Origin of the sequence: Sphaerotilus montanus (genome assembly GCF_013410775.1) — a bacterium.
Lineage (GTDB): Bacteria > Pseudomonadota > Gammaproteobacteria > Burkholderiales > Burkholderiaceae_C > Sphaerotilus > Sphaerotilus montanus.
Map to the genome: position 1 here is coordinate 3,535,935 of NZ_JACCFH010000001.1, position 22,217 is coordinate 3,558,151.

General features: G+C 70.3%; 22 protein-coding genes, 1 pseudogene and 2 riboswitches. Of the genes and pseudogenes, 5 read left to right on the top strand and 18 right to left on the bottom strand.

The genetic code is table 11. The features are described from left to right. Positions 1 to 222 precede the first annotated feature (222 nt). Complete coding sequence (gene aroC / locus BDD16_RS16115) at positions 223 to 1,332, top strand: chorismate synthase (RefSeq protein ID WP_179634888.1); 1,110 nt, start codon at positions 223 to 225, stop codon at positions 1,330 to 1,332. 17 nt (positions 1,333 to 1,349) lie between these two features. Here aroC and BDD16_RS16120 read toward each other — a convergent pair whose 3' ends face one another. The 6 genes from BDD16_RS16120 to BDD16_RS16145 all read right to left on the bottom strand — a co-directional run bounded on the left by BDD16_RS16120 (position 1,350) and on the right by BDD16_RS16145 (position 5,324). Next, positions 1,350 to 1,838, bottom strand: a complete 489-nt coding sequence (locus tag BDD16_RS16120) for a chemotaxis protein CheW (RefSeq protein WP_179634889.1) — start codon at positions 1,836 to 1,838, stop codon at positions 1,350 to 1,352. Then, positions 1,831 to 2,100: an STAS domain-containing protein gene (locus tag BDD16_RS16125; protein ID WP_179634890.1), complete on the bottom strand. Its 270-nt coding sequence runs from the start codon at positions 2,098 to 2,100 to the stop codon at positions 1,831 to 1,833. The genes BDD16_RS16120 and BDD16_RS16125 overlap by 8 nt, the downstream gene beginning before the upstream one ends. 7 nt (positions 2,101 to 2,107) lie before the next feature. Then, a complete protein-coding gene (locus BDD16_RS16130) occupies positions 2,108 to 2,491 on the bottom strand; it encodes a response regulator (protein WP_179634891.1) in 384 nt (127 codons plus the stop codon). Positions 2,492 to 2,511: 20 nt separating this feature from the next. Next, a complete protein-coding gene (locus BDD16_RS16135) occupies positions 2,512 to 3,294 on the bottom strand; it encodes a hypothetical protein (RefSeq protein WP_179634892.1) in 783 nt (260 codons plus the stop codon). A 196-nt stretch (positions 3,295 to 3,490) separates the two neighbouring features. Further along, positions 3,491 to 4,189, bottom strand: a complete 699-nt coding sequence (gene ypfH, locus BDD16_RS16140) for an esterase (RefSeq protein ID WP_179634893.1) — start codon at positions 4,187 to 4,189, stop codon at positions 3,491 to 3,493. A 49-nt stretch (positions 4,190 to 4,238) separates the two neighbouring features. Beyond that, a complete protein-coding gene (locus tag BDD16_RS16145) occupies positions 4,239 to 5,324 on the bottom strand; it encodes a threonine aldolase family protein (protein ID WP_179634894.1) in 1,086 nt (361 codons plus the stop codon). Positions 5,325 to 5,462: 138 nt separating this feature from the next. Between BDD16_RS16145 and BDD16_RS16150 the strand changes: the two genes are divergently transcribed. Genes BDD16_RS16150 through BDD16_RS16160 form a run of 3 tightly spaced genes read left to right on the top strand, consistent with a single transcriptional unit; the run spans position 5,463 to position 7,346 of the window. Then, positions 5,463 to 5,855: a COG4315 family predicted lipoprotein gene (locus BDD16_RS16150; protein ID WP_179634895.1), complete on the top strand. Its 393-nt coding sequence runs from the start codon at positions 5,463 to 5,465 to the stop codon at positions 5,853 to 5,855. 21 nt (positions 5,856 to 5,876) lie between these two features. After that, on the top strand, positions 5,877 to 6,452 hold the full coding sequence (locus tag BDD16_RS16155) for an RNA polymerase sigma factor (RefSeq protein WP_310732781.1): 576 nt from the start codon (positions 5,877 to 5,879) through the stop codon (positions 6,450 to 6,452). Positions 6,453 to 6,470: 18 nt separating this feature from the next. Further along, positions 6,471 to 7,346 carry an anti-sigma factor family protein gene (locus BDD16_RS16160; protein WP_179634896.1) on the top strand — a complete coding sequence of 292 codons (876 nt, stop codon included), beginning with the start codon at positions 6,471 to 6,473 and terminating at the stop codon, positions 7,344 to 7,346. 15 nt (positions 7,347 to 7,361) lie between these two features. Here the strand turns inward: BDD16_RS16160 and gcvP are convergent, their stop codons facing one another. From gcvP to BDD16_RS16180, 5 genes and pseudogenes are all read right to left on the bottom strand, one after another. Next, positions 7,362 to 10,274 (bottom strand): aminomethyl-transferring glycine dehydrogenase, encoded by a 2,913-nt coding sequence (gene gcvP, locus BDD16_RS16165; RefSeq protein ID WP_179634897.1) that lies wholly within the window; start codon positions 10,272 to 10,274, stop codon positions 7,362 to 7,364. A gap of 89 nt (positions 10,275 to 10,363) precedes the next feature. Then, positions 10,364 to 10,735, bottom strand: coding sequence for a glycine cleavage system protein GcvH (gene gcvH / locus BDD16_RS16170; protein WP_179634898.1), 372 nt, complete (start codon positions 10,733 to 10,735; stop codon positions 10,364 to 10,366). Positions 10,736 to 10,797: 62 nt separating this feature from the next. Next, the gene (gcvT, locus tag BDD16_RS16175; protein ID WP_179634899.1) at positions 10,798 to 11,931 is read right to left on the bottom strand and encodes a glycine cleavage system aminomethyltransferase GcvT; all 1,134 of its coding nucleotides are present in this window, start codon (positions 11,929 to 11,931) and stop codon (positions 10,798 to 10,800) included. Positions 11,932 to 11,990: 59 nt separating this feature from the next. Then, positions 11,991 to 12,130, bottom strand: a riboswitch (glycine riboswitch). Between the two features lie 12 nt (positions 12,131 to 12,142). Continuing rightward, positions 12,143 to 12,248, bottom strand: a riboswitch (glycine riboswitch). A gap of 22 nt (positions 12,249 to 12,270) precedes the next feature. Next, entirely contained in the window at positions 12,271 to 12,657 is a 387-nt protein-coding gene (locus tag BDD16_RS23075) for a nuclear transport factor 2 family protein (protein WP_246332812.1), read from the bottom strand. 111 nt (positions 12,658 to 12,768) lie between these two features. Next, positions 12,769 to 14,787: pseudogene (locus BDD16_RS16180) on the bottom strand (NADPH-dependent 2,4-dienoyl-CoA reductase); the annotation flags it as partial. 108 nt (positions 14,788 to 14,895) lie between these two features. Here BDD16_RS16180 and BDD16_RS16185 point away from each other — a divergent pair. Beyond that, positions 14,896 to 15,465, top strand: a complete 570-nt coding sequence (locus BDD16_RS16185; RefSeq protein ID WP_179634901.1) for a PadR family transcriptional regulator — start codon at positions 14,896 to 14,898, stop codon at positions 15,463 to 15,465. Here the strand turns inward: BDD16_RS16185 and BDD16_RS16190 are convergent. The 7 genes from BDD16_RS16190 to BDD16_RS16220 all read right to left on the bottom strand — a co-directional run bounded on the left by BDD16_RS16190 (position 15,458) and on the right by BDD16_RS16220 (position 22,217). Beyond that, on the bottom strand, positions 15,458 to 16,465 hold the full coding sequence (locus tag BDD16_RS16190; protein WP_179634902.1) for an NADH-quinone oxidoreductase subunit B family protein: 1,008 nt from the start codon (positions 16,463 to 16,465) through the stop codon (positions 15,458 to 15,460). The genes BDD16_RS16185 and BDD16_RS16190 overlap by 8 nt on opposite strands. Next, a complete protein-coding gene (locus tag BDD16_RS16195; RefSeq protein ID WP_179634903.1) occupies positions 16,462 to 17,943 on the bottom strand; it encodes a sigma-54-dependent transcriptional regulator in 1,482 nt (493 codons plus the stop codon). The genes BDD16_RS16190 and BDD16_RS16195 overlap by 4 nt, the downstream gene beginning before the upstream one ends. Positions 17,944 to 17,974: 31 nt before the next feature. Beyond that, positions 17,975 to 18,607 carry a 3'-5' exonuclease gene (locus BDD16_RS16200; RefSeq protein WP_179634904.1) on the bottom strand — a complete coding sequence of 211 codons (633 nt, stop codon included), beginning with the start codon at positions 18,605 to 18,607 and terminating at the stop codon, positions 17,975 to 17,977. A 12-nt stretch (positions 18,608 to 18,619) separates the two neighbouring features. Beyond that, entirely contained in the window at positions 18,620 to 19,543 is a 924-nt protein-coding gene (locus tag BDD16_RS16205; protein WP_179634905.1) for a phospholipase A, read from the bottom strand. Positions 19,544 to 19,693: 150 nt separating this feature from the next. Continuing rightward, positions 19,694 to 20,752 (bottom strand): hydrogenase expression/formation protein HypE, encoded by a 1,059-nt coding sequence (gene hypE, locus BDD16_RS16210; protein WP_179634906.1) that lies wholly within the window; start codon positions 20,750 to 20,752, stop codon positions 19,694 to 19,696. Positions 20,753 to 20,826: 74 nt separating this feature from the next. Beyond that, positions 20,827 to 21,966, bottom strand: a complete 1,140-nt coding sequence (hypD, locus tag BDD16_RS16215; RefSeq protein ID WP_179634907.1) for a hydrogenase formation protein HypD — start codon at positions 21,964 to 21,966, stop codon at positions 20,827 to 20,829. Further along, positions 21,963 to 22,217, bottom strand: coding sequence for a HypC/HybG/HupF family hydrogenase formation chaperone (locus tag BDD16_RS16220; RefSeq protein WP_179634908.1), 255 nt, complete (start codon positions 22,215 to 22,217; stop codon positions 21,963 to 21,965). The genes hypD and BDD16_RS16220 overlap by 4 nt, the downstream gene beginning before the upstream one ends.

Below are 22,217 nucleotides of genomic sequence, written 5' to 3' on the forward strand. Positions count from 1 at the left end.
GCTGTGCGGAGGGGGTTCCGCCGCCAGTCGATGACCGGGGGGATGTAGGGTTCTTGAGGGCCGTGCTCATCTTGATCCTTGATGTGCGATTCGGTTGAATTCTCATGGGCGGCGGCGATGCCAATGGCTGGAGCAGCAGGGGATAGGGGGCTCAGTTCGCGCTACAGGTCGGCGCCTACAATCGGGCGTTCTTCTCCAGCGCAAGCAGCACCCATCCGCACCATGTCCGGCAGCACTTTCGGTCTCCTGTTTCGAGTCACCAATTTCGGCGAAAGCCACGGCCCGGCCATCGGCTGCGTCATCGACGGCTGCCCGCCCGGGCTGGCGCTGTCCGAGGCCGACATCCAGCCCGACCTCGACCGCCGCCGCCCCGGCACCAGCCGCCACGTCACCCAGCGCAACGAGCCCGACCAGGTCGAGATCCTCTCCGGCGTCTACGAGGGGCTGACCACCGGCACGCCGATTGCCCTGCTGATCCGCAACACCGACCAGCGCAGCAAGGACTACGGCAACATCCTCGACACCTTCCGCCCGGGCCACGCCGACTACACCTACTGGCGCAAGTACGGCCTGCGCGATCCGCGCGGCGGCGGGCGCTCGTCGGCACGGCTGACTGCACCGATGGTGGCGGCCGGTGCCGTCGCCAAGAAGTGGCTGCAGGCCCGCCACGGCACCACCTTCCTGGGCTGGATGAGCCAGCTCGGTCCGATCGCGATTCCCTTCGAGGACGAGGCGCAAATCCCGCTGAATCCGTTCTTTGCTCCCGGCACGTCGCAGATCGAGGCGCTGGAGACCTACATGGACGACCTGCGTCGAGCGGGAGACTCCTGCGGCGCGCGCATCCAGGTGGTCGCACGCGGCATGCCGGTCGGGCTGGGCGACCCGCTGTTCGACAAGCTCGACGCGGACGTGGCCTACGCCATGATGGGCATCAACGCAGTCAAGGGTGTCGAGATCGGCGCGGGCTTCGCATCGGTGGCTCAGCGTGGCACCGAGCACGGCGACGAAATGACGCCAGAGGGTTTCCGCAGCAACAATGCCGGCGGTGTGCTCGGCGGTCTCTCGACCGGGCAGGATCTGGTGGTGTCGATCGCCATCAAGCCGACCAGCTCGATCCGCACGCCGCGCGATTCGGTCAACCGCGCGGGCGAGCCGACGACGGTGGAAACCTTCGGCCGCCACGACCCCTGCGTCGGCATCCGCGCGACGCCGATCGCCGAGGCGATGCTGGCGCTGGTGGTGATGGACCATGTGCTGCGCCACCGTGCGCAGTGCGGGGATGTGGCACTGCCGGTGACGCCGCTGCCGGGCAGCCTGCCGGACGCGGGCTGACGGGCTCTCGACGTGATTCAGCGTCGGCAGGTGCTGGCCACCATGGCGTGTGCCAGCGCAGCCGGGTCCAGCACCGCGGGCAGGTCCAGCTCCGGCGTGGCCACGCCGCGCACCCGCACCAGACTGCGCAGATAGCGCGGATCCACCTCGGTGCCCAGGGGCGGGACCGGTTCGTGGTCGGCCGCCCTGGCATCGACCACCTCGTCCACCGCATCGACCAGCACGCCCATGGGTGGCAGTTCGTCCCGCGTCTGCACGGCCAGATCGACCATCACGATGCAGGACCGGCGCCCGATGCTGGCGACGCCCAGGCCGAGGCGGTCACCGAGGTCGATCACCGGTACCACCGCCCCGCGCAGGTTCATCACGCCGCGGACGAAGGACGGCATCATCGGCACCGGCGTCAGCGGACCGATCTCCAGGATTTCCTTCACCCGGGCCAGGTCCACCGTGTAGCGCCCCAGGCCCAGTGCGAAGCGCAGGTACTGGTGCGCCGGGTCAGGCATGGGCCAGGGTGTTGTCCAGACCGCAGCGCTGCAGCACCTCGGCCAGCGCTGGCGTCACGTTGCACAGCGCCAGACCACGGCCCTGCCCGGCACGGCTGAGGCGCAGCGCCAGCAGCAGCTGCAGTCCCGACGAGTCGCATGCGGCCACGCGGGCCATGTCCAGCGCGTCGTCCGGGCCGGCCTCGGCCAGCCAGGCGAGCAGCTGTTCGCGCCGCCGGGTGGCGTGGCGGATGGTCAGGTCACCGTCGATCGGCCAGCTCATCGGTTGCTCACGGGCACAGCCTGGCCACGGCGTCCACCAGCTGCGAGGGCTGGAAAGGCTTGGTGATCCAGGCCCGCACGCCGGCCGCACGCCCTTCCGCCTTCTTGGCGTCCTGCGACTCGGTGGTCAGCATGATGATGGGCGTGAACCGGTGGTCGGCGGTGGTCTTGACGTGGCGCGCGAAGCTCAGCCCGTCCATGCGCGGCATGTTGACGTCGCAGACGATCAGGGCCGGCGGATGGGTGTCGAGCTGCGCCACGGCATCTTCTCCATCCACGGCCTCCACCACCGCGTAGCCCGCCTTCTGCAGTGCCAGCTTGACGACGGTGCGGAAGCTGCTCGAATCGTCGATCACCAGAATGGTCTTGCCGGCAGGAAGGGGCGTGTTCATGGAAAGGTCCTCGGTCTGAATCAGAAAAACTCGACGCTGCCACCCGGCGCAGCGGTGTCGGTCTGGTCGTGGTGCCGGGCACGCTGGTCCTGCATCGTGTAGGAGCGTTCCAGCTCGGCCAGCCAGCGCATCGCGTCGGCGTGGCTGGCGTGCTCGTTGCAGCGCATCCATTCCGTGAAGCGCTGCATGTCGCTGGTGACACTGACCAGCGTCTGGTTGAGGCGGTCCTGGAACTGCATGCTGACCAGCATCCGCTCCAGGTCCTTCTCGATGCGCGCGCTGAGTGCCTGCAGTGCCTGGGCCGCGGTTTCGGCGGGCGCACGTTCCAGGGTCAGCTGGATCAGCGCCTGCCGCGCTTCGACGAAGGCCCGGTCCTGGCGCTCATGGTCTGCCCGCGTGTCCGCCGCCACCTGCTGGGCCAGCAGGGCCAGCGCCGAGCGGGAGTCGTCCAGTCGCAGCAGCGGCCTGGCATCGGGGGGCAGGCTGCCGCGCAGATCGGCCTCGATCGCATCCAGCTGCAGCAGGGATTCGGACAGCTGCGCAAGCAGTTGCTCGCGGCGCTGGTGGATGATGCCCGTCTCGTCGAGCATGCGGGTCAGCACGGCGTCCTGATAGGCCTGCACCGCGGTGACCGACGGGTCGGTGCGGTCCTGCTGGGTGCCGGGTGTGTGCTGGCTGGCGGCCAGCACGCCATCGCACAGCCGGGAGAACGTTTCGAGCAGGTCGCTGATGCTGCTCTCCACGGCAGCCCGGGACGCTTCGACGTGGCGTTGCCACACGGGCACGACCTCGGCAACCATCATGCGCGGACCCTCGCCGAGCGGTGTGGCGGGATCGCAGTCTGACCGGGGATGCAGCGGCATGGGAATGACAGGCGAAGTGGAGTGCAGAGTCCGCACTGTCGCGTTTGTCCGTCTTGCGCAATCCCCGAAATTCAGGAGCAATTGAAGGGCAGTTCAGCCCGGATCGATGCCCAGGTGAACAAACGGGTGCCGGCCCTCAGGCTGCGTCGGTGGGGGCGCCAGCCAGGCTCATGGCCTCGCGCCAGAGGCGCGGCGGCACGTGGTGCGTCAGGCGAAACACGGCCCGCTCCAGCAGCGCCGGATGCAGTGCATGTCCCACTTCCTCGGCGATGTCGAGGGTGGCATCGCCGTCGTCGAGTGCGGCCACGTGCTCGAAGGCGGTGGTCGACTGTTGCGCCGGGATGACGCTGTCCTGCGCGCCGTGGAAGAAGTGGAAGGTGGTCAGCGGCGGGGCAGCTTCCGGCAGCTGCGCGAAGCGGCCCGAGAACGCCAGCACCCGCCCGACCAGATCCGGCGCCGCCACCGCCGCTTCGAGCGACACGATGCTGCCCTGCGAGAAGCCGACCAGCGCGGTCGCCGCCGGGCCCACGCCGAGGCGCTGCTGGTGGCCGCGCACCCAGTCGATCAGCGTCGGCACCACGGCCTGCACGCGCTCGGCACGGTTCTCCTCCGTCACGCCGACGATGGAGAACCACTGGCGACCCTGCGCGGCGGGTGCGGCGTCGAAGGGCTCGAAGCCGTCCGGCAGCAGCAGCGCCGCCTGCGGGAAGGACTGGCGCAGCACCTTGGCCAGCGGCACCAGGTCGTCGGCCGAGGCGCCAACGCCGTGCAGCAGGATGAAGAGTTGGGCGGGGGCGCCGGAGTCCGGCAGGCTCTGCATCAGGCGAGCGGTCATGGGGAATCCTTGGTGAAACGGAAGCAGAGGAGGCGGGGGCGCCCGGCGCTCAGGCGCAGGCCTGCACGATGTCGGCGGCGAAGGCGTCCACCGACTCAGGCGTCGTGTCCCACGAGCACATGAAGCGGCAGCCGCCGCCCGCGATGAACTGGTAGAAGCGCCAGCCCTTGGCCTGCACCCGGGCGATGGCCGCAGGCGAGAGCCGGGCGAACACGGCGTTCGCCTGCGGAGCGTGCAGGCGCTCGACCCCGGCCACACCGTCCAGCGCCCGGTACAGCCGCAGTGCCATCGCGTTGGCGTGGCGGGCGTTGGCCAGCCAGGTGTCGTTTTCGAGCAGGCCGAGCCAGGGCGCCGAGATGAAGCGCATCTTCGAGGCGAGCTGCCCCGCCTGCTTGACGCGGTAGGCGAAGTCTTCCGAGAGTGTCCGGTCGAAGAACACCACCGCCTCGCCGATCGGCAGCCCGTTCTTGGTGCCGCCGAAACACAGCACATCGACCCCGGCGCGCCAGGTGATGTCGCTCGGGTGGCAGCCCAGCGTGGCGACCGCGTTGGCGAAGCGCGCGCCGTCCATGTGCACCTTGAGGTGGCGCCGCTTGGCGATGGCGGCGATGGCGCGGACTTCCTCGACGCTGTAGACGGTGCCGAGTTCGGTGGCCTGCGTGAGGCTTACCACCTTGGGCTTGGGGTAGTGCAGGTCGTTGCGCTTGGTGACCAGCGTCTCCACGGCGTCGGGCGTCAGCTTGCCGAGCCTGGCAGAGGCGCTCTCGCCCTCGGCGGTCAGCAGCTTGGAGCCGTTGGAGAAGAACTCCGGCCCGCCGCACTCGTCGGTCTCGATGTGCGCGACCGGGGTGCAGATCACCGAGTGGTAGCTCTGGCACAGCGAGGCCAGCGCCAGCGAGTTGGCCGCCGTGCCGTTGAAGACGAAGTAGACGTCGCAGTCGGTCTGGAACAGCTCGCGCAGGGATTCCGAGACTTGCTGCGTCCAGCGGTCGTCGCCGTAGGCGGGTTCGTGGCCGCTGGTCTGGGCTTCCATGAACCAGCGCGCGGCGTTGGGGCACATGCCAGCGTAGTTGTCGCTGGCGAAGTGCTGGCGGGGGGGCGTGGTTTCGGCCGGGGCGGGGTACGGGGTGCTCATGGGGCGGGATTGTCGCGCTGTTTATTTGATGAACGCTGGAATGAACCGGGCGCATCCTGTGTTCACCGGGTTGCAGGCGTGCAGTGTCGATCTCTGCGGCTGCTGGCCCTGCCGTTGCGCAACCCTGGAGATAACGCCATGACCTCGATTCGTTCCTCGATCCGCCGTGTCAGCCTCGCGCTCACCGTCTCGGCCACGCTGGTGCTGGGCGCCTGCGCGGTGATGGCACCGCCACCGGCCATGACCGCGGGCGGCCTGCTGACCGACGCGGCGGGCATGACGCTCTACACCTTCGACAAGGACGCCGCCGGCCGCAGTGCCTGCAACGGCCCCTGCGCCAAGAACTGGCCGCCGCTGATGGCCCCGGCCGATGCCAAGCCCCGCGGCGACTACAGCGTCGTCACCCGCGACGACGGCTCGCGCCAGTGGGCCTACAAGGGCCAGCCGCTCTACACCTGGGTCAAGGACATGAAGGCCGGCGACACCACTGGCGACGGCTTCAACAGCGTCTGGCACATCGCCCGTCCCTGAACGCGACCGCCCGCCGCCGCTGTGGCCGAACCCGATCTGCCGGACCTGATCGTGCACCTGCCGCGCCTGCGGCGGTATGCGCGCGCACTGACGGGCGACGCCGCCAGCGCCGACGATCTGGTGCAGGACACGCTGGAGCGCGCCTGGGCGCGGCTGCACCAGTGGCGTGCGCCGGCGGAGGACGACCCGGCGGATCCGTCCGAACGGCTGCGGGCCTGGCTGTTCACGTTGATGCACAACGTCCACGTGAACCAGTTGCGCCAGCACCGCCTGCCCACCGATCCACTGGACGAGCTGCAGGACGATCCGGCGCTGCCCGTGGTCAGCGGCGGGCAGCTGGAGACGCTGGCGCTGCGCGACATCCACGCGGCGCTGGCGGGCCTGCCGCTGCCGCAGCGCGAGGTGCTGCTGCTGGTCGGGCTGGAGGAATTCAGCTATGCCGAGGCGGCGGCCGTGCTCGATGTGCCGGTGGGCACCGTGATGTCGCGGCTGTCGCGGGCGCGGGCGGCGATGCGGGTGGCCTTGTCGCATCCGGTGGCCACGCCGCGGCAGGGCGTGGCGGCGGGCTGGAACGTGGTGAAGCAGGTGGTGAAGTGACGGAGTCAAGTGAACACCATGACCGCTGACGTTCAAGCCGACGAACTGCACGCCTACGCCGACGGCCGCCTGCCGCCCGAGCGCCGGCTGGCGGTGCAGGCCTGGCTGGCCGCGCATCCGGACGAGGCGGCGCAGGTGCGCCAGTGGCAGTCGCTGAACCAGGCGCTGCACCTGGGGTTCGACGACGTGCTCAACGAGCCGCTGCCGCTGCGACTGGTCCGCGCCGCGCAGGGGGGGGCGCCGACGTCGGTGTCGCCGCCGCAGTCGGGCAACGCTGGCCGCTGGCGTCTGTGGTCGCGGGCTGGCTCGGGCCGCGCCGCCACCGCCGCGCTGGTCTGCGGGCTGGTCGGACTCGCCGTGGGCGGTGGTCTGGGCTACCGGCTTGGCCAAGGTGGGCAGACGGCCGGCGTCACGGCCGCCGCCTCTGGCCGCTTCGTCCACGACGCCGCGCTGGCGCATGCCGTCTACACACCCGAGCAGCGCCATCCGGTCGAGGTCGATGCCCGGCAGGTGGACCACCTTGTCGCCTGGCTGTCCAAGCGGCTCGGCACGCCGCTGCACGCGCCGCAACTCGCGCCACTGGGCTACGAGCTGCTGGGCGGGCGCCTGCTCGCGGCAGGGGAAGGGCCGGTCGCGCAGTTCATGTACCAGAACGCGGCAGGCGCCCGGCTGACGCTCTACGTGCGCCGCGCCGCGCCGGCCGGGGTCATGCCCGCGGACACGCTGACCGCCTTCCAGGTGGCCCGGGAAGGCGATGTCGAGGTCTTCTACTGGGTCGAGGACGGCTTCGGCTACGCGCTGTCGGGCCGGGTCGCGCGGCCGCAGCTGCAGGCCGTGGCCGAAGCGGTGTACCACCAGCTCACGGCCCCGCCCGCTGCAGCCTCGGCGCCCTAGCGGGCGCGCGGTGCCTCATTCGCCGGCGTAGTCGCCCACCGGCAGGCACGAGCAGAACAGGTTCCGGTCCCCGTGGACGTTGTCCACGCGCCCGACCGGCGACCAGTACTTGCCGCGGCGCAGGCTCGCCACCGGGTAAGCGGCGGTTTCACGGGCGTAGGCGTGGGTCCAGTCGTTGGCGAGCAGGCTGGCCGCCGTGTGCGGGGCGTTTTTCAGCGGGTTGTCCTCGCGCGGCCAGGCGCCGGATTCGACCTGCGCGATCTCGCCGCGGATGGCGATCATCGCGTCGCAGAAACGGTCCAGCTCGGCCAGCGGCTCGCTCTCGGTCGGCTCCACCATCAGCGTGCCGGCGACGGGGAAGCTCAGCGTCGGGGCGTGGAAGCCATAGTCGATCAGCCGCTTGGCCACGTCCTCGGCGCTGACGCCGGACGAGTCCTTGAGCGGGCGCAGGTCGAGGATGCACTCGTGTGCCACGCCGCCGCCCTTCACGCCGTCGATGCCGCCGCTGAAGTGGATGTCGTAGTGGTCGGCCAGTCGGGCGGCGATGTAGTTGGCACTCAGGATCGCGATTTCGGTCGCCGACTTCAGGCCATCCGCGCCCATCATGCGGATGTACATCCACGAGATCGGCAGCACCGCTGCGTTGCCCAGCGGCGCGGCCGACACGGCGCCGACGCCCCCAGCGCGCTTTTCACCGGCCGTCGCATGGCCCGGCAGGAACGGCACGAGGTCTTCCACGACGCAGACCGGCCCGACGCCCGGCCCGCCACCGCCGTGCGGGATGCAGAAGGTCTTGTGCAGGTTCAGGTGCGACACATCGCCGCCGAACTCGCCCGGCGCGGCCAGCCCGACCAGCGCGTTCATGTTCGCGCCGTCCACGTAGACCCGCCCGCCATGCGCATGCACGATCTCGCACAGCGTGCGCACCTGCGGCTCGAACACGCCGTAGGTCGAGGGGTAGGTGATCATGATCGCGGCCAGATCGGCGGCGTGCTTGCCGCACTTGGCGCGCAGGTCGTCCAGATCGACGTTGCCACCCGCCTCGCACTTGACGACGACGACCTGCATCCCGGCCATCTGTGCCGAGGCCGGGTTGGTGCCGTGGGCACTTTCCGGGATCAGGCAGACCTTGCGGTGGGCGTCGCCGCGCGAAGCGTGCCAGCCCATGATGGCAAGCAGGCCGGCGTATTCACCTTGCGAGCCGGCGTTCGGCTGCAGGCTGATGCCGCTGTAGCCGGTGGCTTGGGCGAGCCAGCCGGTGAGCTGCGTGTTCAGTGCGGCGTAGCCGGCGAGCTGTTCGGCGGGCGCGAAGGGGTGGATGTGCGCGAACTCGGGCCAGGTGATCGGGATCATCTCCGAGGTCGCATTGAGCTTCATCGTGCAGGAACCCAGCGGGATCATGCTGCGATCCAGCGCCAGATCCTTGTCCGAGAGCATGCGGATGTAGCGCAGCATCTCGGTCTCGCTGTGGTGCGTGTTGAAGACCGGGTGCGTCAGGTAGTCGCTGGTGCGCTGCAGCGCGGCGGGGATCATCGGCGTCACCGTGTCGGCGTACTGCGCGATGGTCGGCGTGACGTTGCCTTGGGCGAAGACGGCCCACAGCGCCTCGACATCGGCGCGGGTGCTGGTCTCGTCCAGGCTGATGCCGAGCGTGTCGGCGCTCGCGGCACGCAGGTTGCGGCCCGACGCGACGGCAGCGGCCATCAGCGCGTCACGGCGCTCACCGGCTTCGACGTGCAGCGTGTCGAAGGCTGTGTCGTGCAGCAGGCGCCAGCCCATTGCCTTCAGCCCTTCGGCCAGGATCGCGGTCAGCACGGCCACGCGCTGCGCGATGCGCTTCAGGCCGGCCGGGCCGTGGTAGACCGCGTAGAGGCTCGCGACGACGGCGGGCAGCACCTGCGCGGTGCAGATGTTCGACGTGGCCTTCTCGCGGCGGATGTGCTGCTCGCGGGTCTGCAGCGCGAGGCGGTAGGCGGGCGCGCCGTGGCTGTCGACGCTGACGCCGACCAGCCGGCCGGGCAGCGAGCGCTTGAAGGCGTCTTGCGTGGCCAGATACGCGGCGTGCGGGCCGCCGGCGCCCATCGGCATGCCGAAGCGCTGGGTCGAACCGAACGCGATGTCCGCGCCGAGTTCACCCGGCGAGACCAGCAGCGTCAGCGCCAGCAGGTCCGCGCCGACGATGGCCATGGCGCCTGCGGCGTGCGCGGCGTCGATGATCGGCTTCAGGTCGCGCAGTTGGCCGTTGACGCCGGGGTATTGCAGCAGCACGCCGAACGCGGGTGCGGCGGCCAGCGAGGCGGCGATCTCGGTCGCGTGGACCTGGTCGACCGTGATGCCCAGCGGCTTGGCGCGGGTGCGGATGACTTCGAGCGACTGCGGCAGCACGTCGTGCGCGACGACGAAGCGCGTGGCCTTCGACTTGCCCACGCGGGCGGCCAGCGTCATCGCTTCGGCGGCGGCGGTGGCCTCGTCGAGCATCGAGGCGTTGGCGATCGCCATGCCGGTCAGATCGGTGACCATGGTCTGGAAGTTGACCAGCGCCTCCATGCGGCCCTGGCTGATCTCGGCTTGATACGGCGTGTAGGCGGTGTACCAGGCGGGGTTTTCGAGCACGTTGCGCAGGATGACGCCGGGCGTGAGCGTGCCGAAGTAGCCGCAGCCGAGGTGGCTGGTCAGCACGCGGTTCTGCGCCGCGAGCGCCTTGAGTTCGGCCAGCGCCTGCGCCTCGCTCAGCGGGGCGGGCAGCTCCATCGGCGTGGGGCGGGCGATCGCGCGCGGAATGATCGCGTCGATCAGCGCGCGGCGGCTGGCCGGGCCGATGGCCGCCAGCATGCGCGCCTCGTCGGCCGCGTCCGGGCCGATGTGGCGGGCGGTGAATTCGCTGGCGTTTTCCAGATCGGCGAGGCGGGGCAGGGCGGTGTGTGGCATGGCGGCGGGGCTTCGGGGCGGCGGTTCAGGCAAAGGCGCGGCCTCGACCAGGCGGGATGCGCGGTCGGACGGCGTGGTTGGCGGGTGGATCAGCCCTGGGTGAGGGCGTCGTAAGCGGTGGTGTCCATCAGCGCGTCGAGCTGCGAGGCGTCCGACAGCTTCATCTTGAAGAACCAGCCGGCGCCCAGCGGGTCGGTGTTGGCCAGCGAGGGATCGTCGCGCAGGGCTTCGTTGACTTCGGTGACTTCGCCCGACAGCGGGGCGTAGACGTCGGCGGCGGCCTTGACCGACTCGACCACGCCGGCGACGTCGCCTTGCGCGAAGGTGGTGCCGACGGCCGGCAGGTCGACGAACACCACGTCACCGAGGGCGTCCTGGGCATGGACCGTGATGCCGACCACGGCAGCAGCGGTGTCGTCGGCGTTGATCCATTCGTGGTCGGCGGTGAACTTGAGGGACATGGTCGGGCTCCTGGGGAAAGGCAATCAAAATCAAAAGCGGGGGACGGTGAAGCGCCAGCGCCTCAGCCGCGGAAGTATCGGTGAGGCGCGAACGGCATGGCCGTGACCCGCATCGGCACGCGCTTGCCGCGCACCTCGGCGAACAGCTCGCTGCCGATGCCGGCGTGGTTGGCGGCGACGTAGCCCATCGCGATCGGCTGGCCGACCGTGGGGCCGACGGTGCCGCTGGTGACGCGGCCGACCGGGTGGCCGTGGCCGTCGACCAGCGGCGCGCCTTCGCGGACGGGTGTGCGCTCCAGCCCGGTCAGCCCGATGCGCCTGGTGGCCACACCTTGGGTGAGCTGCGCGCCGAGGGCGTCCTGGCCCGGGTAGCCGCCTGCGCGCGCACCGCCGGGGCGGCGCACCTTCTGGATCGCCCAGGTCAGGCCGGCTTCCACCGGGGTGGTCGCGGTGTCGATGTCATGGCCGTAGAGGCACAGCCCGGCTTCCAGGCGCAGCGTGTCGCGCGCGCCCAGACCGGCGGCTTCCACTTCGGGCTGGGCCAGCAGCGTGCGGGCCAGCGCGATGGCGTGGGTCGCGGGCACGGAGATCTCGAAGCCGTCCTCGCCGGTGTAGCCCGAGCGGGTGACGAAGCAGTCGGTGCCGGCGAGCGCGAAGTGGCCGCCGCTCATGAAGGTCAGCGCCGCGACGCCGCCATTGATCCGCGCCAGCGCATCGACCGCCTTCGGTCCCTGCAGCGCCAGCAGCGCGTGGTCCGGCATCGGCACGATCTGGCAGCGGTGGCCGATCTCGGTGACGAGGTGGCGCGTGTCGGCGTCCTTGCAACCGGCGTTGACGACGAGTAAGAGGTCGTCCGCGCGGCGGGTGATCATCAGGTCGTCGAGCAGGCCGCCCGCGGCGTTGGTGAAGAAGGCGTAGCGCTGCTTGCCGACCGGCAGGTCCAGCACGTCCTGCGGCACCAGCGACTCCAGCGCGGCGGCGGCGTCCGGGCCGACCAGGCGCAACTGGCCCATGTGCGAGACGTCGAACAGCGCGGCCGATGCGCGGCACTGGCGGTGCTCGGTGATGATGCCGGCGGGGTACTGGACCGGCATTGCATAGCCGGCGAAGGGCACCATGCGGGCGCCCAGTTCCAGATGGAGTTCGTGCAGCGGCGTCTGCAGCAGCGGCGAGGAGGAGGTGGCGTCGGCGGACATGGACAGGCTCTAGAAGGGCAACTGATCTTGAAAGGATCGGTCCACCGATGGTCGGTGGTGGTGCCCTCGCTGTCCGCTTTACCTGAGAGATTGACGCGGCCCCGGTGTGGCCGGTGCCGCGCTTGCCCCTTCGGTGGACCGCGATCGCCGCCGACCTGTGGGTCGACGCAGCGCGCGGTCTCTCTCCAGTGAGGTGACGCCGCCCTGCGGGCGACGTTTGCCAGTCCTTTTGCCTGAGCGTTCGAAACCCCGTTTCAAGGGGGCCTCTGCGCCTTCGGCGGCCGGCTCGGGGCGCGGCTCTCTCCTGGCGGCGTGCAGTTTAACCGCAGATTCGCCGTTTCAGGCGGCCGGTTTCGCGGCTTTGTAAGCGGCCAGGTACGGCGCCAGCCGCTGTCCCATCTCGTCGCCGAGCGCCTGCAGCCCGCTCATCGGGCGCACCATCACCTCGAACTCGGTGATCTTGCCCTCCGCATCGAACTGGATCACGTCCACGCCCTTGAGCGACTTGCCGTTGACGCTGGCGCTGAACTCCAGCGTCACGCTCAGGCCGTCGGCGCTGGCCATCTCGCGGTGGTAGGTGAAGTCCTCGAACACCTTGGCCACGGTGGACAGGATCAGTTGCACCACCTGCGCGCCGGGGTAGGGCGTGTGGGCCATCGGCGAGCGGAAGACCACCTTGCGGTGCAGGATCGCGCCGAGTTCGCTCAGGTCGCCCTGCGCAACCATGCGGTGCCAGTGCGCGAGGCTTTTGGCGACGGCGGCCGGCAGGCGCTCGGACAGCGTGGCGACGGGTGCGGCCTGCGCGCTCGCCTCGGCCGCCGCGGGGTCGAAGCCCAGCGCCAGCTCGGTGCCCTGCTTGATCGCGCGCTTGGCGTCCAGCTCGGCGGCCACGTCCGCGCCGCCGATCAGGTGGACGCTGCAGCCCGCCGCCTGCAGCGCGGCCTGCAGTTCGCGCTGCGGATCCTGCCCCGCGCACAGCACGACCGTGTCCACCGGCAGCGTCATCTCGCGCTCGCCGACCGTGATGTGCAGCCCGTCGTCGTCGATGCGCCGGTAGGTCACGCCGGGCACCATCTCGACCTGCCGGTTCTTCAGCGAGGTGCGGTGGATCCAGCCCGTGGTCTTGCCCAGGCCGTCGCCCACCTTGCTCGCCTTGCGCTGCAGCAGCATCACCTGGCGCGGGTTCGGTTCGATGTGCGCCGGGGTCAGGCCGCCGCGGTGGGCGTAGGCCGTGTCCACGCCCCATTCGGCGAAGAACTTGGCCTTGTCGAGGCTCGGGCTGGTGCCTTCATGCAGCAGGTATTCCGCCACGTCGAAGCCGATGCCGCCCGCGCCGATCAGCGCCACGTTCCGCCCCACGGCGCACTTGTCGCGCAGCACGTCGAGGTAGCCGACCACTTTCGGGTGGTCGATGCCGGGGATGTCGGGCGTGCGCGGCGTGACGCCGGTGGCGAGCACGACATGCTGGAAGCCGGCGTCCACCAGTTCCTGCGCCGCAACCCGGTGGTTCAGCTTCAGCGTCACGCCGGTCAGCGCAATCTGTTTGCCGAAGTAGCGCAAGGTTTCGTAGAACTCTTCCTTGCCCGGCACCTGCTTGGCGATGTTGAACTGCCCGCCGATCTCGCTGCCCGCGTCGAACAGCGTCACGTCGAAGCCGCGCCGCGCCGCCGTCGTCGCAAACGCCAGCCCCGCCGGCCCAGCACCGACCACGGCGACACGGGCCTTCGTCGTGGCGGGGCGCTCGATCAGGATCGTCTCGTGGCAGGCGCGCGGGTTCACCAGGCATGAGGTGATCTTGCCGCCGAAGGTGTGGTCGAGGCAGGCTTGGTTGCAGCCGATGCAGGTGTTGATCTCGTCGGCCCGGCCCTCGGCGGCCTTGCGCACGAAATCGGCGTCGGCGAGGAAGGGCCGCGCCATCGAGACCATGTCGGCCATGCCGTCGGCCAGGATCTGCTCGGCGACTTCGGGTGTGTTGATGCGGTTGGTGGTGATCAGCGGGATGCCGACCTTGCCCTTGAGCCCTTGGGTCACCCAGGCGAAGGCGGCGCGTGGCACCTTGGTGGCGATGGTCGGGATGCGGGCCTCGTGCCAGCCGATGCCGGTGTTGAGGATCGTGACGCCCGCGGCTTCCAGCGCCTGTGCGAGCTGAATGACTTCCTCCTGCGTCGAGCCGCCTTCGACCAGATCCAGCATCGACAGCCGGAAGATGAGGATGAACTCGGCGCCGACCCGCGCCCGCGTGCGGCGAACGATCTCCAGCGCAAAACGGATGCGGTTTTCATACGCGCCGCCCCATTCGTCGTCGCGCTGGTTGGTCTGCGCGGCGATGAACTCGTTGATCAGGTAGCCCTCGGAGCCCATGATCTCTACCCCGTCGTAGCCGGCGCTTTGCGCGAGGGCGGCGGCGCGGGCGTAGTCCTCGATGGTCTGCTCGATCTCGTCGCCGGTCAACGCACGCGGGCGGAATGGGCTGATCGGTGCCTTCAGCGCGCTGGGGGCGACCAGCTCGGGGTGGTAAGCGTAGCGGCCGAAATGCAGGATCTGCATCGCGATCTTGCCGCCCGCGTCATGCACGGCCTGCGTCACGACCTTGTGCTTGTCGGCCTCGGCCTGCGTCGTCATGCAGGCGCCGCCGGGCATCGGGCGGCCCGCATCGTTGGGCGCGATGCCGCCGGTGACGATCAGGCCGACGCCGCCGCGGGCGCGCTCGGCGTAGAACGCGGCCATGCGGGCAAAGCCGTCTTTCGCTTCCTCCAGCCCGACGTGCATGGAACCCATGAGCACGCGGTTCTTCAGCGTGGTGAAGCCGAGGTCGAGCGGGGCGAGCAGGTGGGGATAGGCGGTGGTCGTTGTCATGGCGTGTCCTTGCTATGCAACCAGTTGCATGGATGGCGCAGTGTAGGCAGGTGGCGGCGACTATGCAACGGGTTGCATGGTTTTCCCGAGGCCCGTAGACTGCGCCGCATGTCCCTGTCCCACGCCGTGCTCACTTCGCTGATCGAGAAAGCCTCGTCCGGCTACGACCTCGCGCGGCGCTTCGACAAGTCCATCGGCTACTTCTGGCACGCCACGCACCAGCAGATCTACCGCGAACTCGCGCGCATGGAGGCGGCGGGCTGGATTGCCTCACAGCCAGCGCCCGATGCCGGCTTGACCCGGAAGCGGCTGTACGAGGTGCTCCCGGCCGGTCGGGAGGAGCTGGCGCGCTGGGCGGCCGAGCCGACACCGCCGCCCGATCTGCGCGACGACCTCTCGGTCAAGCTGCGGGCGGAGGCGGCGCTGGGCGAGATCGACTTGCGCGCCGAACTGCGCCAGCGCATCGCCAGCCACGCCGAGCGGCTCGACCTCTACCGCGCCCTGGCGCAGCGCGACTTCCCGCCCGACCGCCCGCTCAGCCGGGCCGCCGCGATCCAGCACATGATCCTGCAGAAGGGCCTGCGCTACGAGGAGGGCAATCTGCGCTGGTGCGAGGAGATGCTGGCGCTGCTGGACATGCCCCTCTCGGCGAGCACGGCCGCGCCGCCGGCTACTTGAGCCGCGTGCGCTTGACCTGCGGCGCCACGACGAGGTGGTCGGCGGTGGCGTTCTGGCGCACGCGCTTCGGCGTCGCGCTCTTGGAAAGGGACGCCAAGGCAACAAACCAGGCCTTTGGCATGTCCGTTGGCAGGCCGATCGGGATGCCGGCGATCTTGGGCGTGGCGTGGAAGGCGTGGCCGGGATCCTGAAAGCCGGGTTCGGTGCAACTGATGCAGGCGTAGCCACCGCGTGTGCAGCTGCCGTCGCCGTTCCACAGCCGGGTGTTGCAGTCGGCGTGGGCCTGCGTGCCCTTGCAACCCATGTGTTCCATCATGCAGCCGAGGTCCGAGGGCTTCTCGGCGCTGGCCTTGAACTCGTAGAACTCGTTGCGCGTGCAGCCGTGGTGGACCAACTGGTCGGCGTAGAAACGCGGGCGGCCGAGCGGGTCGAGGTCGTCGGCGCCGAACAGGTCGGCCGCCAGCGCCATCAGCGTGTCGAGCACCCAGCCGGGGTGTGTCGGGCAGCCGGCCACGTTGACCACCGGCAACCCGCTGGCACTGCGGAAGTCGGCGCCGAGCAGGCCGCCGGGCCGGTCGTCCTCGTATTGCAGCCCGCAGGCCTCGGTCGGGTTGGCGCCCGCGGCCGTGATGCCGCCCCAGGCCGCGCAACTGCCCACCGCCACGACGTGGCGCGCGACCGCCGACAGACGCCGCACCCAGTCGACCATCGGCACGCCGGTGCCCGCCAGCACGTGGAAGCGTCCAGTGCCGTTCGGCCCGCGCAGCAGCGCGCCTTCGATGCACAGCGCGTCCAGCGCGACCCGGCCGGCCAGACAGTCCTCCAGCAGCGCGACCAGCTCCGCGCCGCCGGCCAGCGACAGCGACGGATGCCACAGCAGTCGGATGCCGGCCTGTTCGAGCTGGCCGGCGAAATCGGTGGTGTCGGCGCAGAGCAGCGACATCGAGCAGCCGCCGCAGCCACCCGACTGCAGCCAGAGCATGTTCATGGGCCTGTTCATTTGGGGTCCTCCAGTCCGAAGCGCTGCAGCTTGGCGCGCAGCCCCACCCGCGACAGCCCCAGCTCGGCCGCCGCGCGGGTCTTGTTCCAGCGCTGGCGCAGCATCACCTCGCGCAGCACCACGGCCTCGATCGCGTCGAGCCGCTCCTGCAGCGTGCCGGTCTGCGGCAGCGTGGCGACACCGTCCTGGCCTTGGGCCGCAGCGTGCCGGCCGGCCTGGCCATGCAGCACGCGGGTCGAGAAGGCGCGGGCCTCGATGCGCTCGCCGTCGCTGAGCGCGATGGCGCGGGCGATCTCGTTGCGCAGCTCGCGGATGTTGCCCGGCCACGGGTAGCCCATCAGCACGCCCATCGCGTCGTCCGCCCACACGACGCCCGGCCGCCCCAGTTCAGCGCCGACCTCGCGCAGCAGCCTTCGCGCCAGCGGCGGGATGTCGCCGACACGTTCGCGCAGCGGCGGCATGTTCAGCGTGATGCCGGTGAGCCGGTAGTACAGGTCTTCGCGGAACCGGCCCGCGCGCACCTCGTCCTCCAGGTTGCGGTGCGTCGCTGCGATCACGCGTACATCGACCGGGATCGGCCGCGGCGAGCCGACCGGCCGCAGCTCGCCTTCCTGCAGCACGCGCAGCAGCTTGACCTGGAACGCCGGTGAGGTCTCGCCGATCTCGTCGAGGAAGACGGTGCCGCCATGGGCGCGCTGGAACAGGCCGATGTGGTCCTCGAACGCGCCGGTGAACGCGCCGCGCTTGTGGCCGAACAGCTCCGACTCCAGCAGCGTGTCGGGGATGGCGGCGCAGTTCTCCAGCACGAACGGCCCCTCGGCGCGCGGGCTGCCGTAGTGGATCGCGCGGCCGAGCAGCTCCTTGCCGGTGCCCGATTCGCCGAGGACCAGCACCGACAGGTCATAACGCGCCACCCGCGCCGCCATTTCGCAAACGCCGTCGAGCGGGCTGCCCGGCGCGCGCTCGATGCGGTCGAATCCGAAAGCCGCGCGGGCCTGCGCCAGCCGGTCGCCGCGCCGGGCGCGCAGCGCGGTCGTGCCAGCGCGCAGGTCCAGCTCCAGCCGGTGCACCCCGCGCTGCAGCGTGCGCGCCTCCACCGCCTGGCGCACGGTCTGCAGCAGGTGGTCCGGCACCCACGGCTTGAGGATGTACTGGTAGATCCCCGCCTCGTTGATGCCGGCGATGATGTCCTCGCTGTCGGTGTAGCCCGAGATGACGATGCGCACCGTCTCCGGCCAGCGCTCGCGCACCTCGCGCAGGAAGGCCACGCCGGTCAGCCCCGGCATGCGCTGGTCGCACAGGATCACGGCCGCCTCGTGCCGCTCCAGCAGCGCGCGGGCCTCGTCGGCGGAGCTGGCGCACAGGATGCGGAAATCCTCGTCCAGCGTGCGGCGCATCGCGTCCTGCGAGCGCACCTCGTCGTCGACGAGCAGCACCAGCGGCAGGTAGTCCGGATGGAGCAGGTCGTCGTCGGTCATGGGGAGTCGGCGCGGTGCGCTGCGGGCCGGGTCAGGCGCTGGCCAGCAGCCGCCCGATCTTCGCCTTGGGACAGGCCTGTACCTGCATCAGCCAGTCGTGGTCGGCGCGGCCGGTGCCGGACGGGCCGCGCAGATCCTGCTGGATGCGGCACAGCAGCGCTGCGGCCATCTCGGCGTCCGCCAGCGCCCGGTGCGCCTGGCCGGTGCGGGGCAGGCGGTGGAAATCGACCAGCGTGCCGAGCTGGTGGTTGGGTGCCTGCGGGTAGAGCCGGCGCGACAGCATCACCGTGCAGGCAAAGGGGTGCGGCGCAGCCAGCCCGGCCTGCGCCAGCTCGGCCTGCCAGAACTTGCGGTCGAAGGCGGCGTTGTGCGCCACCATCGGCGCGCCAGCGACGAAGCGGGCCGCGTCCGACATGACCTGCACCGCGGTCGGTGCATTGCGCACCATCTCGTTGGTGATGCCGGTGAGCTGGCTGATGAAGGCGGGGATGTAGGCGCCGGTGAACATCAGGCTCTGGAAGCGGTCGACCACCTGACCTGCCTCCAGCAGCACGATGGCCACCTCGGTGGCGCGGTCGCCCATCTGGGGCGAGATGCCGGTGGTCTCGAAGTCGATGACCGCGATGCGGGAGCTGGATGTGGCGGTGTGGGCGGCGGCGGGCATCCGCCGATGATCTCAGAACGGCGAGAACATCACGCCCGCGCCGACGCTGGTCTGCCGGAAGTTGTAGTCGGTCAGCGTCTCGCCGTAGCCCGAGAACGCCTGCACATACCAGCGCAGGCTTTCTGGCTGGTCCAGGCGGATCGGCCGGCTCCACTCGGCCAGCAGCGCGCCCTTGTCCGGTCGGCGCACCGAGCCATTGAACTGCAGCGAGGCGACCGACGTGCCGGCGCCCCAGCGCAGGCGCAGCTCGGCCCGGCCGCGGTAGCTGGCCAGATCGGGGTTGTTGTCGGTCTCGACCGGTTCGTTCAGGCGCTGGGTCACCTTTGCCGTGAGGGACCACGGCCCCTGCTCGATGCCGCCGGCGAGGTAGACCCGGTTCCAGCTCCGCGACAGCGGATCGGATTGGCCGTTCGACTGGTGCGCCACCCCGAATTGCGTGTAGCGCCACTGCCAGCCGCCCGGCAACCCGCGCCATGCCGGCCGGGTGGGCAGCACCAGCATCAGCTCGGGTTCGTAGTCGGTGTTGCGGAACGGTGCCGAATCCTGCCCGTTGAACACCTGCCACAGCGCCTGCTGCGTGAACCCAGCCCAGAGATCGGCACCCGAGTCGAAGGCGTCCTGCACCAGCTTGGTCCGCAGCGAGAGCTGGAACTTGGCCTCGGTGCGCTTGTAGGCCGGCATCGCCACGGCGGCCTGGGTCGGCGACTGCGGCGCGCGGTTGATGCGGCTGGTGACGTGCAGCGGCAGGATGTAGTTCGGTCGGTACGAGACGAAGCGCAGCTCGCCGCGCTTGTCCTCGGGGTCGAGTTCCCAGTAGCGCGAGAGTTCGCTGGCGGGGGCGTCCGCGGCGGTGGCGTGCAGTGGCGCCAGCGCGCCGAGCAGTGCGGCGCAGGCCGCGGCGGTCGATGCGCAGTGCAGCGGCAGGGAAGAGGGCATGGGGCAGGCCAGAAGTCCGACGACGGCGCCGATGGTAGGGCGTGGTTCGTGACATTGGTACGGTTTCGTTCTGCGCTGCGGGGTGTCCTTGTAATCGGGTGTGTCTCGTCCGCCCGCGGCCCTTCGCCATCCGCGCTCTGCCCGATTGGTTCAGCAGATCCGCGGCAACTGCTCGCCGCTGAGCCAGTCCACCACCCGCCGCCCGCCAAAGCGCGTCGTCATCTGCACGAAGCGGTGCGGGTCTTCGGTGACGACGCCGATGCGCGCCGCCGCGTGCCCGTTCGGGTGCTCGCGCATCGTGGCCAGCAGCGTGTCGGCGACATCCGGCGCGCAGACCGCCACCAGCTTGCCCTCGTTGGCGACATAGAGCGGATCGAGCCCGAGCAGCTCGCATGCGGCTTCGACCTGCGGCAGCACGGGAATCGCCGCCTCGTCCAGCGTGATGCCGACGCCGGACTGGCGCGTGATCTCGTTGAGTGTGGTCGCCAGCCCGCCGCGCGTGGGGTCACGCAGCACGCGCACGCTGCCTTCGGGCACGGCGGCCAGCATCGCCGCTGTCAGGCCGTTGAGCGCGGCGGTGTCGGAAGTGATCGCAGTCTCGAATTCCAGCGACTCGCGCAGCGACAGCACCGCCACGCCATGCTCGCCGATCGTGCCGGATACCAGCACCACGTCGCCGGGCTGGGCTTGGTCACCCGCGATGCGGCGCCCGGGCGGGAGCCAGCCGACGCCGGTCGTGCTGATGAACACACCGTCGCCCTTGCCCTGCTCGACGACCTTGGTGTCGCCGGTGACGATGGCCACGCCGGCTTCGCGGGCCGCGGCGGCCATCGAGTCGACGAGGCGCTTCAGGTCCGCCAGCGGGTAGCCTTCCTCCAGGATGAAGCTCGCGGCAAGGTAGAGCGGCTGCGCGCCCATCATCGCCACGTCGTTGACCGTGCCGTGGACGCTCAAGGCCCCGATGTCGCCACCGGGAAAGAACAGCGGTGAGATGACGTGCGCGTCGGTCGCCATCACCAGCCGGTGGCCGGGCGGTGGCGCGGGCAGCACGGCGCCGTCGTTGCCTTCGCGCAGCGCGGGGTTCTCGAAGGCGCGGGCGAACAGTTCCTCGATCAGTTGCGCGGCGGCGCGGCCCCCGGCGCCGTGGTTCATGTCGATGCGGCCGGTCTTGAAGTCGATCGGGCGGAGGTAGTCTTTTTTGATGGACATGGTGGGCTGCGCGGGGGTGGGTTCCCGCTTTCGCGGGAATGACGGGGAGGGGGCATGACGGGGCGGGGGGAGGCTCAGGCGGGGACGATGGCGATGTCTTTCCAGCGGCCGTAGCTGTAGTGCGCGGCACAGGCGCCTTCACTCGACACCATGCACGAGCCCATCGGGTTTTCCGGCGTGCAGACGGTGGCGAAGAGCTTGCAGTCGGTCGGGCGCTTCACGCCGCGCAGGATGGCGCCGCAGTCGCACTGCTTGTGGTCCGGCACCGGGCGGTAGGCGAGGTCGAAGCGCTGCTCGGCGTCCCACTGCGCGAACGCTGGTCGGATGCGCAGCGCGCTGTGCGCCACTTCGCCCAGGCCGCGCCACTCGAAACTCTCGCGCAGCTCGAACACCTCGGCGACCAGCTTCTGGGCCGCCAGATTGCCCTCGCGGTTCACGGCGCGGGTGAACTCGTTCTCGACCTCATGGCGGCCCTCGTTGACCTGACGGATCAGCATCAGGATCGCCTGCATCACGTCCAGCGGCTCGAAGCCGGCGATCACCACCGGCTGGCGGTAGTCGCGGGCGAAGCCTTCGTAGGGGGCCGAGCCAATCAGGATGCTGACGTGCGCCGGGCCGACAAAACCGTCCAGCGGCACCGTGCCCCACTGCTTCACCTCGGGCGATTCGAGGATGTGCGTGATCGCGCTCGGCGTCAGCACGTGGCAGCACAGCACGCTGAAGTTGGGCAGGTTCTCCTTGGCCGCCTGCCGGATCACCAGCGCGGTCGGCGGCGTCGTCGTCTCGAAGCCGATGGCGAAGAACACCACCTCGCGGGTCGGGTTGGCGCGGGCGATCTTCAGCGCGTCGGCGGGCGAATAGACCATGCGGATGTCGGCGCCGCGGGCCTTGGCGCGCTGCATCGACAGGCTGCCCGACGCGGGCACGCGCATGGTGTCGCCGTAGGTGCAAACGATGGCGCCATGGTCAAGCGCCAGCCCGATCGCCTGGTCGATCCGCCCGATCGGCAGCACGCACACCGGGCAGCCGGGGCCGTGGACCATCTGCACGTTGTCCGGCAGCAGCGCCGGCACGCCGTAACGCGACAGCGCGTGCGTGTGGCCGCCGCAGAACTCCATGAAGTGGTAGCGGCGATCGGGTTGGGCCTCGGCGCGGATCTTCGTGGCCAGCGCCTTGGCGATCTCGCCGTCGCGGAACTCGTCGATGTACTTCATGACGCGGCTCCCTGCTGGGTGTCTTGCTCGGCGTCGTGGGCATTCAGCTCGGCGAACAGGGCCAGCGTGCGCTCAGCCTCCTCGGTGTCGAGTAAGCCGATGGCGTGGCCGACGTGGACGATGACGTAGTCGCCGACCCGGGCTTCCGGCGTCAGCGCGATCGAGATGTCCTTGCGGACGCCGCCGAGATCGACCGTGGCCATCTCGTCGGGCAACAGGGCCGCCACACGGGCAGGCAGGGCGAGGCACAT

What these genes read in the sequence shown, in the direction of transcription:
- gcvT (WP_179634899.1), bottom strand. Translation starts at nt 11,931, where the DNA reads ATGTCCGCCGACGCCACCTCCTCCTCGCCGCTGCTGCAGACGCCGCTG.
- BDD16_RS16150 (WP_179634895.1), top strand. Translation starts at nt 5,463, where the DNA reads ATGACCTCGATTCGTTCCTCGATCCGCCGTGTCAGCCTCGCGCTCACC.
- hypE (WP_179634906.1), bottom strand. Translation starts at nt 20,752, where the DNA reads ATGTCCATCAAAAAAGACTACCTCCGCCCGATCGACTTCAAGACCGGC.
- BDD16_RS16135 (WP_179634892.1), bottom strand. Translation starts at nt 3,294, where the DNA reads ATGATGGTTGCCGAGGTCGTGCCCGTGTGGCAACGCCACGTCGAAGCG.
- BDD16_RS16145 (WP_179634894.1), bottom strand. Translation starts at nt 5,324, where the DNA reads ATGAGCACCCCGTACCCCGCCCCGGCCGAAACCACGCCCCCCCGCCAG.
- BDD16_RS16160 (WP_179634896.1), top strand. Translation starts at nt 6,471, where the DNA reads ATGACCGCTGACGTTCAAGCCGACGAACTGCACGCCTACGCCGACGGC.
- gcvP (WP_179634897.1), bottom strand. Translation starts at nt 10,274, where the DNA reads ATGCCACACACCGCCCTGCCCCGCCTCGCCGATCTGGAAAACGCCAGC.
- hypD (WP_179634907.1), bottom strand. Translation starts at nt 21,966, where the DNA reads ATGAAGTACATCGACGAGTTCCGCGACGGCGAGATCGCCAAGGCGCTG.
- BDD16_RS16125 (WP_179634890.1), bottom strand. Translation starts at nt 2,100, where the DNA reads ATGAGCTGGCCGATCGACGGTGACCTGACCATCCGCCACGCCACCCGG.
- BDD16_RS16195 (WP_179634903.1), bottom strand. Translation starts at nt 17,943, where the DNA reads ATGACCGACGACGACCTGCTCCATCCGGACTACCTGCCGCTGGTGCTG.
- ypfH (WP_179634893.1), bottom strand. Translation starts at nt 4,189, where the DNA reads ATGACCGCTCGCCTGATGCAGAGCCTGCCGGACTCCGGCGCCCCCGCC.
- BDD16_RS16185 (WP_179634901.1), top strand. Translation starts at nt 14,896, where the DNA reads ATGTCCCTGTCCCACGCCGTGCTCACTTCGCTGATCGAGAAAGCCTCG.
- BDD16_RS16200 (WP_179634904.1), bottom strand. Translation starts at nt 18,607, where the DNA reads ATGCCCGCCGCCGCCCACACCGCCACATCCAGCTCCCGCATCGCGGTC.
- BDD16_RS16190 (WP_179634902.1), bottom strand. Translation starts at nt 16,465, where the DNA reads ATGAACAGGCCCATGAACATGCTCTGGCTGCAGTCGGGTGGCTGCGGC.
- BDD16_RS16130 (WP_179634891.1), bottom strand. Translation starts at nt 2,491, where the DNA reads ATGAACACGCCCCTTCCTGCCGGCAAGACCATTCTGGTGATCGACGAT.
- BDD16_RS16220 (WP_179634908.1), bottom strand. Translation starts at nt 22,217, where the DNA reads ATGTGCCTCGCCCTGCCTGCCCGTGTGGCGGCCCTGTTGCCCGACGAG.
- gcvH (WP_179634898.1), bottom strand. Translation starts at nt 10,735, where the DNA reads ATGTCCCTCAAGTTCACCGCCGACCACGAATGGATCAACGCCGACGAC.
- BDD16_RS16120 (WP_179634889.1), bottom strand. Translation starts at nt 1,838, where the DNA reads ATGCCTGACCCGGCGCACCAGTACCTGCGCTTCGCACTGGGCCTGGGG.
- aroC (WP_179634888.1), top strand. Translation starts at nt 223, where the DNA reads ATGTCCGGCAGCACTTTCGGTCTCCTGTTTCGAGTCACCAATTTCGGC.
- BDD16_RS16205 (WP_179634905.1), bottom strand. Translation starts at nt 19,543, where the DNA reads ATGCCCTCTTCCCTGCCGCTGCACTGCGCATCGACCGCCGCGGCCTGC.
- BDD16_RS23075 (WP_246332812.1), bottom strand. Translation starts at nt 12,657, where the DNA reads ATGGTTGCGCAGGGCGACCTGAGCGAACTCGGCGCGATCCTGCACCGC.